Genomic DNA, 15,128 nt, shown 5'->3' with positions numbered 1-15,128 from the left:
GGTCAAGGAAGGCGACGTTTGGCTGAGCTCGCGCGACGCCGACAGCGCCTACGCGTCCCGCGCAGGCACATAGCGCACGATCACCAGGCCGCTGGACAGCGGGCGGCTGTCGATCAACCGGAGCTTCATCGCCAGACCCGGCTTGAACAGCGGTGCTCCACCGCCGAGCACGCGCGGATTGATCGCGATGCGGAACTCGTCGATCAGATCATGCGCCATGAGCGTGGCGGCGAAATCCGCGCTGCCGAACAGGAACAGATCCTTGGCGCTCGCCCTCTTGAGCCTGTCGACCTCGGCGGCAGGCTGATCGCCCAGCAGATGCGCATTCGACCATGCAAGAACGGACAGCTTGCGCGAGGCGACATATTTCGGAATGGCGTTCATGAACTCGGCGATCGCGCCGTTTTGCGACGGCCAATAGCCCGCCATCAGATCGTAGGTCACGCGACCGAACAGCAATCCTCCGGCATCCTTCAATTGCGCCTCGGAGAATTGCTCGAGCTCCGGGCCCCAGACATCCTCGTGCCAGGAAATGTCGCCCTCCGCGCCCGCGACCATGCCGTCGAGCGTCATCATGTTCCACATCACCAGCCTGGCCACGGACTTACCTCCCTAACTGCTTTCATTTTGCAAGCAGTTTGAGAATGCCGAGACCGATGCAATATTGCAAGCAGTTTTGATTGGCGACCGCACCCAGAGATTTCCATGTCCGACCTTCAGCGCTCCGGCTGCCCGATCAACCTCACGCTCGAGGTCGTGGGCGACAAATGGAGTCTCTTGATCATCCGTGACATGATGTTCGGAAATCGCCGCCACTATCGCGAGCTGCTCGGCGGCTCCGAGGAGGGCATCTCCTCCAACATCCTGGCCGATCGGCTCAAGACCCTGCTCGCCGCCGGAATCATCAGCCGCGACGACGACCCGAGCCACAAGCAGAAGGGCATCTATTCCCTGACCGAGCAGGGCATCGAGCTGCTGCCGATCCTCGCGCAGATGGCAGGCTGGGGTTACAAATATCTGCCGGTGTCAGAGGAGCTCGGCATCCGCGCCAGGCTGCTGATGGAGGGCGGCCCCAAGATGTGGGCCGAGTTCATGGACGAATTGCGCGAGATCCATCTCGGCATCAAGCGGCGCAAGAAGGCAGGCCCCAGCGTCGGTGAGCGACTGCAGGCGGCCTATCAAAGGGTGCTCGCCGAGCAGGCCGAGACGCGCCGCAGCTGAGGCTTCGATCTGCAAGCCGGTCCCGAGCCGCGCGACCCACCTGGCCGCGCGTCAGAACCGCGTATTGTCCGCCCTGTAGCGCGATGATTTGCGCGGCGCGCGTTCCGGCACCTGCTCCAACTGCGCGATCGGACGACGATAGGTCTCGGCGCGACGCAGCCAGCCCGCCTCCCAGATGCGGTTGGAGGGGAGATTGCGGACCCGCTGCTGCAGCACGATCTGGACGGCGTCGGAATATTCGGCGAGCACGGCTTTCGGCTCGGTGGTCGTGCCATTCATCTTCAACAGCACCTGCTTAAGGCCCCAGCCCTGACGCTGACCGGTTTCCTTGTCGACCGCGGTCTCCGACGGGTTGGTGCCCTCGCCCTTGAAGTTGATGTAGTCGATCAGCGGATAGAGATCCTCCGAGGCGCGCACGACGCGGGAATATTGCGCGACGATGTGTTCGCGTTCGCCACTGTCGGGCGTATTTGCGAGGATCTTGTCCATCGCGCCCTGCGCACGCGCCACCAGGAACTGCGTCTGCTCCGCCATCGTATCCAGGAGGAACTGACGCAATTGCCGCATCTGCGGCGAATTGAAATTCCGCTTGAAGTCGGCCCGGCTCGTCCACGGGCAGGCCGGAATCGGCGTCTTGTCGAGCCAGGCCGGAAGCGGCGTCTTGCCCTTGCGGAGAAACGCGACCAGCCCGGGGAAACCTTCCTCATAGGGCGGCTTCGCGGTGACCGGGTACCAGATGAAATGTCCGATCCCGAGCGAGGCGAATTCTTCGCCCGCATTCCAGGAGGTGATTGCATCGCGTCGGCCACCGGCCTCGTTGAGCCAGATCTTGCGACCGATCTTCTGCGCGACCTCGGCCGGCAGCACCCGCTGCGGGACGGAGAGGTTCTTGGTGTCCTTGGCATCGCGCGCCGCGCTGCGCACATCGCTCTTCCGTTCGGCTGTTGCCGGCTTCCCGGCCTCGGTCGACGGCACCACGACCTTCGGACCTGTCGTCTGCACCTCTGCCGGCCGACCAACCGTCTCTGGCTCGGACGTCGATGTCGGGGATTGCGGCGGCACGGCCTGCTCGAGCGGAGCGGGCTTGGCCGCGACCGAATCATCTGCCCGAGCTCCGCTGCTCGCAGCCAGACCAAGGACCACGCACGACCACAACAGCGCGCCACGCGCGCGCGCAAGACTGCCCGGCTCACGCAACAGCACCTGCTGCTCCGTGCTCCGGGTCACGATGGTGATTCGATGGTTGGGGAATTGACGGTCCATGTCGATTCTACCGAGACTCTTATACTCTACGCTACCCGCTCAGGATTCGTCCAAACCATGACCCGACGGGCAAATCAGCCGGCGGTGTCGCGATCGCGTTGGCCGGGGAAACACGGTCCGGGACACTGCGGCGCGGTCTCGCAGCGGCTGCGCCACAGCGCTTTTTTCCTGAAGACTTTCAAGTCGCTCATCCTTGTCCAGTCCGCTCCGTAAATTTTTTTCTTCTTTCGTCTTTTCAGAAACAATGCTCTTCTCGTCCCCTCCTGGTCCCGATCGAGAGGGACGTTTCGCGATCGTTACGAACGTTGGGAGCGGGACGCGGTGGACGCGTCGATGTTGCAGCGTGGAGCATGATTCGGAACCGGAGGTGATGACGCGCATTGCGCCACAGCTTTCCGACAAGATCATGCTCATATGAAGGACACGTGGACGAACAACGCGGCGCGTACGGCGAAATCGTGTGGTCCTGGCATCCCGATGCTGATGTCATGTCCGATGCGCGTACGCATTGTGGCAAAAACGGGGGCAATCAAGCCGGTCCCCGAGGAGAGCGCGTATAAGCCGTGAGCCCATCGCGCCGCGAAGGCCGCCGGATGTCCGAGCCGAACCTGTGGTTCCTGCCCGGTGCATTTTGTTCGCACGGGGGCCATGGGAGCGGCGAGCTCCCGGCCTTCCCTGCTCCCTCTGATCAGAGGAGGACAGCAATCGAGCAAGACTCGGGCGCCTGCGCGCCGCGAGAACGCGAGCCGATGCCCCTCCTACTACCCTTGGCTGTTTGACAAGGACAGCGAACTTGGCTGCCTTATGCAGCGATTCAAATTGAAAGCACACTCACAATTGTGACGGCCTTCACAGCCGGTCCGCGCCGCGCGTGTTAGCAATCACAACAGCCAAGAGCCGGGCCACCGGCCGAAGGAGCCGACGACCGTGACGGAAGCACCAACGGCGATGCCGAACGACAAGGTCGCCTTGATCACCGGGGCAGCGCGCGGCATCGGGCTTGCGACCGCCAAGCGATTTCTCCACGAGGGCTGGCGCGTGGCCCTGCTCGACATCGAGCAACAGCTGCTCGACAGCGCCACATCCTCTCCGATGCCCGGATCGAACGCTCGCGCTGCATTGCGATGTCTCGGACGCGGCCATGGTGGCCGATGCGCTGGAGCGCATCACCCGGCGGTTCGGCCGCCTCGATGCGCTGGTCAACAATGCCGGCGTCGCGCGCTTCGCCCCGATCATGGAGACGACCGAGACCGACTGGCAACGAATCCTCGACGTCAATCTGACCGGACCGTTTCTTTGCACGCGGGCCGCGGTGCCGCTGATGCGCGAGCATGGCGGGGCCATTGTCAACATCACCTCGATCTCGGCCGTGCGCGCGTCCACGCTGCGCTCCGCCTACGGCACCAGCAAAGCGGCCCTGGCGCATCTGACCAAGCAGCTCGCGGTGGAACTCGCCTCCGCCGGCATCCGCGTCAATGCGGTCGCGCCCGGACCGGTGGAGACCGCGATGGCGAAGGCCGTTCATACGCCGGAGATTCGCGCCGACTATCACGACGCGATCCCGCTCAACCGCTACGGCCTTGAAGAGGAGCTGGCGGAAGCCATCTTCTTCCTGAGCTCGGAGCGATCGAGCTATATTACGGGCCAGGTGCTGGCGGTCGACGGCGGCTTCGACGCGGCCGGAATCGGGCTGCCGACCTTGCGCGGTGAACGCAGGAACGCATAGGACGCAGGAGCGCATGAGACCATGCCGAGCCGGATGCGCATCATCCTGACCTTGCTCCTCGCGGTGGTGCTGTGGGGGATCGCCACGATGCTGGCGCGCGCCGATATCCGCATCATCTCTTCGCCCGGCGGCGAGGTCGGGCCGTTTCTCAGCCTGTTCGAGAAGGTCCGTGCCTCCGGCGAGCGCGTGGTGATCGACGGCCCATGCCTGTCGGCCTGTACGCTGGTGCTGTCCCTGGTGCCCGAAGACCGCATCTGCGTGACCCGGCGCGCCGTGCTCGGTTTCCACGCGGCGCGCTCGGTCGATCGTCGTGGGCGGACTTATGCCGAGCCCGAGGCCTCAAAGCTGGTGCTGCAGACCTATCCGGCGCCGGTGCGCGGCTGGATCGCGCGCCGCGGCGGCCTGACGTCGCGGCTCCTGATGCTGCGCGGGCGCGAGCTGAAGGCGATGTACGCCTCCTGCCGCTGATTTCGGGAGACGGTCAATAGCCCTCGGCCGGGCAGTTGATCATCCAGGGAATGCCGAAGCGATCGACACCCATGCCGAAGCCCTTGGACCAGAACGTCCTGCCGAACGGCATGGTGACGGTGCCGCCGTCGATCAGCGCATTGAACTTGCGCTCGGCCTCGGCGACATCGTCGATCTGCAACGAGACGGAGATGCCCTGCGGCTTGCCCTGATAATAGTCGGGCGGCGAATCCGACGCCATCAGGACATCGCCAGATATCGAGAAGCGGACGTGCATGATCCTGTCCTTGTGCTCCGGCGCCGACGGCATCTCCGGCGGAGCCTCGCCATAGCGCATCATCATGTCGATCTTCGCGCCGAGCACATGGCCATAATGCTTCAGGGCCTGCTCGCAGTCGCCATTGAAGGTGAGATAGGGACAGATCATGTCATCCTCCTTGGTTGGAAAGCTGATGCGTCAACGCAGCGGCAGCAGCGCGCGCAGGCGGCGGTCGCGCAGCCACAGGCCTCCCCACACCATCAGCCCGAGATAGAGGCCGAACAGCACGTGGCTGAACAGCGGACTGCCGATGCGGACATGCGCGGCGATGGCGCCGCCGAGATAGCCGGTGAGCAGGATCGCGCCCAACAACGAAGTCGAGGGCAGCGCATACAGCAATGTGCAGAGCAGCGTGATCAGCCCGAGCGCCCGGGCCATGGCGTCGCTGCCGCCATAGCCCATCTGATCCATGGTCTGGGTGACGACATCAAGCGGGATGAGCTTGATCGCGCCATCGAACAGCAGGAACAGGATCACCAGCCCGCTCAGGATGCGGCCGCCCCACAATTCGGCACGCGAGACCGGCTGGTCCAGGGTGATCGTCGACATTTCGAGCTCCTTTCCGTGATGCTGCTCCCAGGACGATCGAACCATCGCGCTGCCGACAGCTCCGACGGAATTGTTGCGCATATATGCTCAAGCCGACGTCCGGCGATGTCCGATGCGGCTCATCGCCCCGGACGCGCCGTGGCGCTGTCACGCATCAGACGGTCGAGCTGCATGCGGATATGAGCGGCCTCGGCCGAGCTGTGCGCCAGCGCGATGGCGCGATCGAAGGCGGTGCGCGCTTCGTCATTGCGTCCGAGCTGCATCAGCAGCGCGCCACGCACACCGAAAAAGTAAAAATAGTTGGCAAGTCGGGTCTCGAGTGGCGCGATCAGATCGAGCGCCGCCTGGGCGCCGCGCACCTTCGACACCGCCACGGCGCGATTGAGCGTCACGACCGGCGACGGCTGCACCACTTCCAGCGCGCCATAGAGCAGGTCGATCTGCGTCCAGTCGGTGTCCTCCGGCCTGATGGCACGCGCATGCAGGGCCGCGATCGCCGCCTGGATCTGGTAGGGGCCACTGCGGCGATGCCGTATCGCCTTGTCGATCAACGCCAAGCCTTCGGCGATCATCGGCTGATTCCACAGCGTGCGGTCCTGGTCCTCCAGAAGGATCGGCAAGCCCTCGGCATCGAAGCGGGCGGCGCTACGCGCATGCTGCAACAGCAGCAGCGCCATGAGGCCCATGATCTCCGGCTCGCCCGGAAACAGCCGCAGCAGCAGCCGCGCCAGCCGGATCGCCTCCTCGGACAGCGGCTGGCGCAGCTCGGCGGCCTCGCCGCTGGCCGAATAGCCCTCGTTGAAAATGAGGTAGATCATGGCAGCGACCGCCACCAGCCGCTCTGCGCGCTCCACCGCGCCCGGCGTCTCGAACGGCACGTCCGCTTGCGCGACGCGCGCCTTGGCACGGGTGATGCGCTGCTCCATCGCGGCCTCGCTGACCAGGAAGGCACGGGCGATCTGCTTCACCGTCAGCCCGGACACCACGCGCAGCGCCAGCGCGATCTGCTGCGTTGCCGGCAGCTCCTTGTGGCAGCAGATGAACAGCAGCCGCAGGATGTCGTCGCGGTAGTGCGAGCCGTCGAGCCGGTCGGCGAGCGCGCTCTCGGCATCGTCGAGATCGGAGATCGCCTCATCATCCGGCAGCGGTTGTTCGCGGCGGACACGCCGGACATCGTCGATCCCGGCATTGCGCCCGACCATGATCAGCCACGCCGCGGGATCGCGCGGCGGTCCGTTCTGCGGCCAGCTCTTCAGGGCGCGCAGGCAGGCGTTCTGGAACGCCTCCTCGGCGGCGTCGAGGTCACGGAAATAGCGCAGCAGCGCGCCGACGGCCTGGGGACGTGCTGATGTCAGCGTTGCATCAATCCAGGCCCCGTCGGTCATGTCAGCGCTCCGCCCGGCCTGAACGTCCCAACAGGACGGATTTCATACGACCCGCCGGGATTGGCCTCGCCGAGCTCGCGCGCCACCGCCAGCGCCTCGTCGAGATTGGCGCAGTCGACGATGTAGAAGCCGAGCAGCTGCTCCTTGGTCTCGGCGTAGGGACCATCGAGCACGAGCGGCGGGTCCTCCTTGCGTAGGGTCGTCGCCGCCGTGGTCGGCAACAGCCGCGCCACCGGCCCGAGCCGTCCCTGCTTGGCGAGCTTCTCCTGGATGACCGCGAGCTTGGCCATGACCGCGGCATCCTGGTCCTTGCTCCAGGCGCAAACGACATCCTCGTCGTGATAGCAAAGCAGCGCGTACAGCATCGGCAGGCTCTCCCTTCGTCTTCAAGACGGGGAAGTATGCCTGCAACCGACAAAGCGGCGAAGAATTTTCACGTGTTCCGCAGGTAGGAACAGTCAGCCTACCAGGATATGCCGTACTTGGCGGCAATGTTGCGCGCGCGTGTCTCCTGCGCGCTTTCGCGCGGCTGCTTGGCACGCCCCGCCTGCCGCTGCGACTGGCCCTGTCCCTGCCCTTGACCTGCGGCGCCCTGGCCTGCCTGGTTGCCGGCGCCCTGGGTCATGCCCGGCGCGGCCCCCTGCTGGCCGCCGCCGTTGCCGAGGGAGATGCCGTTGGCCGACAGAATCCCGCCGACGTCGATGGTCTGGGCCTGGGCCGCGGCAGAGGCGAGAATGAAGGCGGTGGTGAGAAGCAATTTGCGCATGATGATGTCTCCGTGTTGACGTTCGGAGATTGGCCTGCCCGCGCGATCTGGTATGTGGGGCAGATCACTCAAGCTTCGAGGACCTTCCGATGAGCAAAGGCGCGTTGGCGCTCCTGATCCATGGCGGCACCGACAATTGGTCGCCGCAGCGCTGGAAGACACGTTTCGACGACGTCTGCGGCGACCGTCCGGTGGTGCTGCTGCCCGATGCCGGCCTCGACCCGGCCGAGGTGCACTACGCCGCGGTGTGGAAGCCGGTCCCCGGCGAGCTCGCCGGCTTTCCGAATCTGCGCGTGATCTTCAATCTCGGCGCCGGCGTCGATGCGCTGATGGCCGACAAGACCTTGCCGAGCGTGCCGCTGGTCCGCGTCGCGGTGGACGATCTCACTGCGCGCATGACCGAATATGTCGTTCTGCACGTGCTGATGCATCATCGTCAGGAGCTTTACCTGCGCGAGTCGCAGCGCGTGAAGCGCTGGGCACCGAAATATCAATGGCCGGCGGCCGCGATCGGCGTCGGCATTCTCGGGCTGGGCACGCTCGGGATCGATGCTGCCGAGGTCCTCAGGCGCATCGGCTTCCAGGTCGCTGGCTGGAGCCGCAGCGAAAAGCAGGTTGCAGGCATCGAGACCTTCCATGGCGGGGCGCAGCTCGACGCGTTCCTGGAGCGGACCGACATTCTCGTGTCGCTGCTGCCGCTGACGGCAAATACCCGCGGCATTCTCGACCGCAAGATGTTCGCCAAGCTGCGGCGCTCGTCGCCGCTCGGCGCCCCGATCATGATCAATGCCGGCCGCGGCGGCCTGCAGAACGAGGCCGACATCCTCGCCTGCCTCGACGACGGCACGCTCGGTGCCGTCTCGCTCGACGTGTTTGGACAGGAGCCGCTGCCCGCCGACAGTCCGTTCTGGACGCATCCGAAAGTCGTGCTGACGCCGCACAATGCGGCCGACACTGACGCCGACGCGATCTCGCGCTACGTCGCCGAGCAGATCGCGTCCTTCGAGGCGGGCGGCGCGCTGCGCAACCTGGTCGATCGCGTCAGGGGCTACTGACCCGCGATCTGCCGCCCAGCATCAAATCGATCGCGCCGGCGACGATCGCCTCCAGCTCCGGGCGCGGCACCCGCGCCCGGGCGCGGACCGCGATCGAATGGATCGTGGCCGAGGCGAGCTGCGCTAGCACGACAGGGTCGGCGCCCTCAGGCAGTTCGCCCTTCTCCTTGGCGCGGCGGAAGCAATGCGCGAACGCTCTGTCGAGCTCGGTCAGCGCGTTCTGCACCATGGCGCGGATGTCGGGATCAGCCACCGCTTCCGACCCCGCCGTCATCACCGTGAAACAGCCGCGCGGTCCCTCCTCGCCGGAGAGATAGATGTCCAGCGCGGTGGCGAAGATCTGCTCCAGCTGTCGCCGCACCGGCCAGTCATGGCGGAAGATGTCACCCATCGCGACGCGGGCATTGTCGCGATAGCGCTGATAGCTCTTGATGTAGAGCTCGCGCTTGTCGCCGAACGCCCCATAGAGGCTCGGCCGATTCATGCCCGTTGCGGCACTGAGGTCGTCGAGCGACGTCGCGGCGAAGCCCGTTGTCCTGAACAGATCGAGCGCCTTGCCCAGAGCGATATCCGGCTCATAGGCGCGCGGCCGCCCGCGCCGTTTCGGTTCGGGTCGCGCGGCCGCTTGTTCTGGGACGGAGCCTTCAGGGGGCGGCCCCTTCCTTTTTTGTACCATTTCGCAATAAATCCTTGACCGCCGATATATTATGCGAGACAGTATAAAAATCAATGAACGCTCCGGTCCGGAGCCCAGGGAGACGTCCATGGATTTGTATTTCTCGCCGCTCGCCTGCTCGCTCGCCACCCGCATCGCGCTCTATGAAGCGGGCGCAGACGCAAACTACCTCGAGGTCGATCCGAAGACGAAAATCATCCTCAACGACGGCTCAGATTTTCGTAACGTCAATCCGCTCGGCCTCGTGCCGACCCTGCGCACCGATGACGGCGACCTGCTGACCGAGAACGCGGCCATTCTGCAATATGTCGCCGACCGCTTTCCCGAGGCGAAACTCGGCACCGGTCCCGGCATGGATCGGAGCCGGCTGCATCAATGGCTCTGCTTCATCGGCACCGAGTTGCACAAGGGCCTGTTCATTCCGATTCTCGACAAGACCGCCCCCGACGACATGAAGATGCATGTTCTGAAGAAGAACCTGTCGCGCCTTGATCATCTCGAGATCCATCTGCGCAACCGAGATCATCTGCTCGACCATTTCAGCGTGGCGGACGCCTATCTCGTGACGGTGATCAACTGGACCATGGCAACGCCGCCGATCGAGCTCGCCAAATGGCCAGCGGTGAAGGCCTACTACGAGCGTCTGCGCCAGCGACCGGCGATCGCACGCGCCATCGCCGAGGAGTTCGAGCTCTACAAGGCGGAACTGGCGCGCCACAGAGCGGCGGCATAGCCGGGTGCGTGTCATCTTCGTCGCGCAGCGCTACAGCCGCGCGGCGGACCGAGTCGGCACGGTATCCAATGCTTGACCGCGGAGACGCCGGGTTGCAATCCTCGAATCGCAGGAGGATTGCACGTGGCAGGAACATCCGTACGCGACAGATTGCTGGCGGACCGGCGCGCGCTGCTCGATTTGGGCACGCGCAATCGGCTCGTGCACATCCCGCTCAAGACCAAGAACATCCGGACCATCGAGATCGCCGGCGCGCGCTCGGCGACGCTGTTCGAACTCCTCAAGGAAGGCAAGCGCTTCACCTTCCTGCCATCGAAGACGGAGACGCCACCGGAGGCCGAGGGCGCGGCTGCGACCGCGACGCCCGTCATCGCGACCACGGCGCCCGAGGCGGCGGCACGACAGAACGGGGACGGTTCGGACGCGCAGGCCCGGCCGTCTGAAACGCGGCTGCAGACTCGGTTGTCGTCCGAGGCGCTGCAGAAGCGGCTGCTCGACATCTGGTACGACGCCAGAACGTTGGAGGAGGAACAGGGCGTCAACATCCTCTACCTCGCCTTCGGACTGCTCAAATGGTTCGAGGATGAGAAATCCGAGGTCGAACGGCTTGCTCCGCTCGTGCTGCTGCCGGTGCGCCTGGAACGCAGCAGCGCTGCCGAGCGCTTTCATCTCGTCTCCCGCGCCGAGCCGCCCTCGCCCAACCTCTCGCTACAAGCCAAGCTCAACGAGGAGTTCGGGCTCAAGATCGAGGATTTTGGCGACGAGGACGATGTCGATATCGCGAGCTATCTGGCCGGGATCGCGGAGACGGTCGCGACCAAGAAGACGTGGGAGGTCAAGTCGGACGCGATCGTTCTCGGCTTCTTCTCGTTCTCCAAGTTCCTGATGTATCGCGATCTCGATCCCGAGACCTGGCCCGCGGACGGCGCACTGGATCGGCACCCGCTGATCACGGCGCTGCTCCAAAACGGCTTCGAAGCATCCGAGCCGATCGTGGCCGACGATGGCAAGATCGATCCAGTCATCCAGCCGGTCGCGATGAACCATGTCGTCGACGCGGATTCATCGCAGGCGGTGGTGATCGAGGAGGTCGTGCGCGGGCGCGACCTCGTCGTCAAGGGACCGCCGGGAACCGGCAAGTCGCAGACCATCACCAACATCATCGCCACGGCCGCCGCCGAGGGGAAGACGGTTCTGTTCGTCGCCGAAAAGATGGCGGCGTTGGACGTCGTGCACCGCCGGTTGAAGGCAGTTGGCCTCGGCTCCCTAGCCCTCGAGCTTCACTCCAACAAGGCGAACAAGCGCGCTCTGCTGGAGGAACTCAAGCGCTGCAAGACGGCCCGGGTGCCCGCACCTCGCGGCGAGGCGACGCTGGTGCAGCGTCTCACCGACAGTCGCGACAGTCTGAATCAGCACGCCGAGATGATGCACCGTCCGCACCAGCCGAGCAGGCTGACGCCGTTCCGGTTGCTCGGCCATCTCCTGCGCTGCGGAGAATCCTCCGCACAGCCGGCGCTGCCCTTGCAGGGCGCGCCCTCCTGGACTCCCTTGGACCTGGAACGGCGGCGCGAGCTGATCGCAGAGCTGGCCGGGCGGATTGCATCCGATGGGCCACCTCATCTGCACCCCTGGCGCGGCGTCGACCGCGACGCGCTGGACCCCGCCGAGATGGCAGAGCTGCGAACGTCGCTGGATGACATTGCGAAGGTTCTCAACCGTGTCACCACGGCAGCGGCGCGCATCGGCTCGCTGCTCGATCTGCCTGCGGCGGTCACATTGGCGGATGCCGCAGGCGTGCTGGCATGCGCAGAAGCCGTGGCCGCGATGCCGGAGTGCGACAAGGCTGCTTTCCGCGATCCGATCTGGAGCCGGCCCCATGATGTCGCCGATCTCGTCGACAAGGGTCTGCGCTATGCCAAATTGAAGACGGCGTTCGAATCAGCCTTCGTGGAATCCGCCTGGGATGCATCGATGGCCGATTGCCGCAAGGTGATCGCGGAGAAAGGCAACTCCTGGCTTCGCCTCCTCAGCACGCATTATCGCGCGCAGATGGCGCTGCTGAGCTCCTACTTGAAGGTGCCGATGCCGAAAGCGCTCGATCAGCGCCTCCTGCTGATCGACGGCCTGATGGCGGCGCAGGCCGCGCGCCGATCCTTCGAACAGGTCGAGAGTGCCGGCAGCGCTGCGTTTGGAACCGCTTGGCACAAGGAGCAGTCGGATTGGGATGCGCTTTCGAAACTCACAGCCTGGTGGAACGCATTCCCGAGGTCGCTCGCGAACGACGACGCGCGCCAACGGTTGACGCAGCTCACGCTATCGGCCGACGAACGACAGGCGATCGATCAATTCAACAGCGATCTCGCCGGCCTGCGGTCCGGCCTGCAGCAGCTGATCGAGTTTCTGGAATTGGAGCCCGGCCGCATCCCGCTCGACGCCAGTGATCGTATCCGCTTTGACGAACTGTCCCAGACCCTGTCGACGTGGCAGGGCTCCACCGAACGCCTCACCCGCTGGATCGCTTTCATGGATCGCGTGCGCCGGGCGCGCACGGACGGGCTGGCGGCGCTGGTCGATGGGGCGCTCGATGGCTCGTTGCCGGGCGAGGAGCTGGAACGGGCTTTTGACAGATCCTACTACGATGCCATGCGCGGCGTGATCTTCGCTGAGCATCCCGAGCTGAAGCGTTTCGACGGCGAGTCGCACAGCCGGCTCGTCGACGGCTTTCGCAAGCTCGACCTCGAACGCATGCAGCTGGCCCGCGACCAGATTGCCTATGAGCACGCGGCGGCGCTGCCGCGCAATGCCGGCGGCATCGGTCCACTTGGCGTGCTGAATGGTGAGATTGCAAAAAAACGCAACCACCTTCCGATCCGGCAGCTGCTGGAGCGCGCCGGCCCCGTCATTCAGCAGATCAAGCCGATCTTTCTGATGAGCCCGCTGTCCGTCGCGCAATTCCTGAAGCCCGGTGCGATCGCCTTCGATCTGCTGGTGGTGGACGAGGCCTCGCAAATCGAGCCGGTCGATGCGCTCGGCGCCGTCGCGCGCTGCCGGCAGATGGTCGTGGTCGGTGACGAGCGACAGCTGCCGCCGACGCGCTTCTTCGCAAAGTTGACCGGCAATGATGACGACGACGGCGATGACGAGGACCAGCCGACCTTTCAGGTGAAGGACGCCGAGAGCATCCTCGATCTCTGTCTGGCCAAGGGCCTGTCGCATCGGATGCTGAACTGGCACTATCGCAGCAAGCATCAGTCGCTGATCGCGGTCTCCAACAAGCAGTTCTACGACAACCGGCTGTTCATCGTGCCCAGTCCCTATGACGCCGTCGCCGGCATGGGACTGAAGTTCAACTATGATCCCGATGCGCATTACGAGCGCGGCAGCAGCCGCACCAATCCCAAGGAGGCAAGGGTTGTGGCCGAAGCCGTCATGCGCCACGCGCGGGAAACGCCGCAGAGAAGCCTCGGCGTCGCGACCTTCTCCGTGGCACAGCGCCAGGCCATTCAGGACCAGCTCGAGATGCTCCGCAAGGAGAGCCCGGAGACGGAAGACTTCTTCGCGCCCGGCACGAGCGAGCCGTTTTTCGTGAAGAACCTCGAGAACATCCAGGGCGATGAGCGCGACGTCATCTTCATCTCGATGGGCTACGGTAGGACGAAGGAAGGCTTCGTGTCGATGAGCTTCGGCCCGCTGAATTCGGATGGCGGCGAACGGCGGCTGAACGTGCTGATCTCGCGCGCCAAGCTGCGCTGCGAGGTGTTCTCCTCGATCACCGGCGACGACATCGATCTGTCGCGCGCCAAGGGCCGCGGCATTGCCGCGCTGAAGACGTTCCTGACCTTCGCCCAAACCGGGCAGCTCGATATCGCACAGGAGACCGGCCGCGATCCGGATTCGGTGTTCGAGGAGCAGGTCGCCGCCAGGCTGCGGGCGCTCGGGCATGACGTGAAGACACAGATCGGCACGGCCGGGTTCTTCGTCGATCTCGCGATCGTCGATCCTGACAAGCCCGGCCGTTTCCTGCTCGGCATCGAGTGCGACGGTGCGCAATATCATGCGTCCCGCTCGGCGCGCGACCGCGATCGCTTGAGACAGAACGTGCTGGAGGCGCATGGCTGGGTCCTGCACCGTATCTGGTCGACGGACTGGTTTCTCCGGCCCAAGGAGGAAACCGAGAAGGTCGTGCGTGCGATCGAGGCGGCGAAGGCGCATTGGCGGGAGATCGACGAAGGCACGGTCGCGGCGCAGCCGGTCCCTCCGTCAGGCATCGAGGCGCCTCCACCGGAACAGGCCGAGGACCGCGTTGCTCCGATGGTCGCACAGACGCCGGCTGTGGTCGCGTATGAGGAGGCGAAGCTTCGGGTGCGCAGGGAGGTCGAGCCGCACGAGACCTCGCTGAAGGATATGACGCGCCACGTCGCCGAGATTGTCGCCGTCGAAGGGCCGGTGCACGAATCGGAAATCATCGTCCGGATCAGATCGGCCTGGGGCCTCGCCCGCGCGGGCAATCGCATCCGCGATGCGGTGAGAGCAGCCTTGAACGCGGCAGTTGCCAACGGGCAGATCACCGGAGGTCCGTTCTACGCCGTGCCCGGCCAGGCCGTCGTCGTGCGAAACCGCGAGCATGTGCAATCGCAGTCGATGCGTAAGCCCGAGATGCTGCCGCCGGACGAGATCAAGGCGGCGATCATCCAGGTCGTGCAGCAGAACTACGGCGCCGAGGACGACCAGTTGGTCCAGGCCGTGGCCCGGCTGTTCGGCTTCGGCTCGACCAGCGCCCAGCTGCGCGACGCGGTTCAGGGCAGCCTGCGCGAGCTTCTGGAGGCGGGGCAGCTCCGCCGCGAGGGAGACATGGTGAGCAAGCCGCAGGACGCCTCGCCTGCAGCGCAAGGCTCAACCGGCTAGATCATGAGGCGTTTCCGCAGCAGCGCATCATGATCGTATCTCCCGGATCAGCATCATCGCTT

General features: G+C 65.0%; 14 protein-coding genes and 1 pseudogene. 6 read left to right on the top strand and 9 right to left on the bottom strand.

Going from position 1 to position 15,128, the window contains the following annotated elements; all coding sequences use genetic code 11:
* Positions 1–48: 48 nt before the first annotated feature.
* Positions 49–588: a dihydrofolate reductase family protein gene (locus tag HL671_RS07920; RefSeq protein ID WP_172236144.1), complete on the bottom strand. Its 540-nt coding sequence runs from the start codon at positions 586–588 to the stop codon at positions 49–51.
* 117 nt (positions 589–705) lie between these two features.
* On the opposite strand from HL671_RS07920, the gene HL671_RS07915 reads away from it, so the two are divergent.
* Positions 706–1,221 carry a winged helix-turn-helix transcriptional regulator gene (locus HL671_RS07915; protein WP_041751721.1) on the top strand — a complete coding sequence of 172 codons (516 nt, stop codon included), beginning with the start codon at positions 706–708 and terminating at the stop codon, positions 1,219–1,221.
* A 51-nt stretch (positions 1,222–1,272) separates the two neighbouring features.
* Here HL671_RS07915 and HL671_RS07910 read toward each other — a convergent pair whose 3' ends face one another.
* Entirely contained in the window at positions 1,273–2,484 is a 1,212-nt protein-coding gene (locus HL671_RS07910; protein WP_172236072.1) for a hypothetical protein, read from the bottom strand.
* A gap of 881 nt (positions 2,485–3,365) precedes the next feature.
* A complete protein-coding gene (locus HL671_RS38750) occupies positions 3,366–3,497 on the bottom strand; it encodes a hypothetical protein (RefSeq protein ID WP_283813078.1) in 132 nt (43 codons plus the stop codon).
* Between HL671_RS38750 and HL671_RS07905 the strand changes: the two are divergent.
* Positions 3,454–4,210 (top strand): annotated as a pseudogene (locus HL671_RS07905) (SDR family NAD(P)-dependent oxidoreductase). The gene HL671_RS38750 and the pseudogene HL671_RS07905 sit on opposite strands and share 44 nt — an antisense overlap.
* A 21-nt stretch (positions 4,211–4,231) precedes the next feature.
* Positions 4,232–4,678 carry a hypothetical protein gene (locus HL671_RS07900; protein ID WP_012046715.1) on the top strand — a complete coding sequence of 149 codons (447 nt, stop codon included), beginning with the start codon at positions 4,232–4,234 and terminating at the stop codon, positions 4,676–4,678.
* Positions 4,679–4,691: 13 nt separating this feature from the next.
* Here the strand turns inward: HL671_RS07900 and HL671_RS07895 are convergent, their stop codons facing one another.
* From HL671_RS07895 to HL671_RS07875, 5 genes are all read right to left on the bottom strand, one after another.
* The gene (locus HL671_RS07895) at positions 4,692–5,105 is read right to left on the bottom strand and encodes a VOC family protein (RefSeq protein ID WP_012046716.1); all 414 of its coding nucleotides are present in this window, start codon (positions 5,103–5,105) and stop codon (positions 4,692–4,694) included.
* Between the two features lie 30 nt (positions 5,106–5,135).
* Positions 5,136–5,504 (bottom strand): DoxX family protein, encoded by a 369-nt coding sequence (locus tag HL671_RS07890; RefSeq protein ID WP_012046717.1) that lies wholly within the window; start codon positions 5,502–5,504, stop codon positions 5,136–5,138.
* Between the two features lie 161 nt (positions 5,505–5,665).
* Positions 5,666–6,931: an RNA polymerase sigma factor gene (locus HL671_RS07885; protein WP_012046718.1), complete on the bottom strand. Its 1,266-nt coding sequence runs from the start codon at positions 6,929–6,931 to the stop codon at positions 5,666–5,668.
* Positions 6,928–7,296: a YciI family protein gene (locus HL671_RS07880; protein WP_012046719.1), complete on the bottom strand. Its 369-nt coding sequence runs from the start codon at positions 7,294–7,296 to the stop codon at positions 6,928–6,930. The genes HL671_RS07885 and HL671_RS07880 overlap by 4 nt, the downstream gene beginning before the upstream one ends.
* A 98-nt stretch (positions 7,297–7,394) precedes the next feature.
* Positions 7,395–7,697, bottom strand: a complete 303-nt coding sequence (locus HL671_RS07875) for a hypothetical protein (RefSeq protein WP_012046720.1) — start codon at positions 7,695–7,697, stop codon at positions 7,395–7,397.
* Positions 7,698–7,786: 89 nt separating this feature from the next.
* Between HL671_RS07875 and HL671_RS07870 the strand changes: the two genes are divergently transcribed.
* Positions 7,787–8,752, top strand: coding sequence for a 2-hydroxyacid dehydrogenase (locus HL671_RS07870; protein ID WP_172236071.1), 966 nt, complete (start codon positions 7,787–7,789; stop codon positions 8,750–8,752).
* Here the strand turns inward: HL671_RS07870 and HL671_RS07865 are convergent.
* Positions 8,739–9,428, bottom strand: coding sequence for a TetR/AcrR family transcriptional regulator (locus HL671_RS07865; protein WP_012046722.1), 690 nt, complete (start codon positions 9,426–9,428; stop codon positions 8,739–8,741). The genes HL671_RS07870 and HL671_RS07865 overlap by 14 nt on opposite strands.
* Before the next feature lie 88 nt (positions 9,429–9,516).
* On the opposite strand from HL671_RS07865, the gene HL671_RS07860 reads away from it, so the two are divergent.
* Positions 9,517–10,161 (top strand): glutathione binding-like protein, encoded by a 645-nt coding sequence (locus HL671_RS07860; RefSeq protein ID WP_172236070.1) that lies wholly within the window; start codon positions 9,517–9,519, stop codon positions 10,159–10,161.
* Positions 10,162–10,284: 123 nt separating this feature from the next.
* Positions 10,285–15,066, top strand: coding sequence for a DUF3320 domain-containing protein (locus tag HL671_RS07855; RefSeq protein WP_172236069.1), 4,782 nt, complete (start codon positions 10,285–10,287; stop codon positions 15,064–15,066).
* Positions 15,067–15,128: the final 62 nt, after the last annotated feature.

It is taken from the genome of Bradyrhizobium denitrificans (genome assembly GCF_013179005.1).
GTDB lineage: Bacteria > Pseudomonadota > Alphaproteobacteria > Rhizobiales > Xanthobacteraceae > Bradyrhizobium > Bradyrhizobium denitrificans.
The sequence above is the reverse complement of the archived record's forward strand: the minus strand, read 5'-3'. Positions and strand labels throughout refer to the sequence as shown.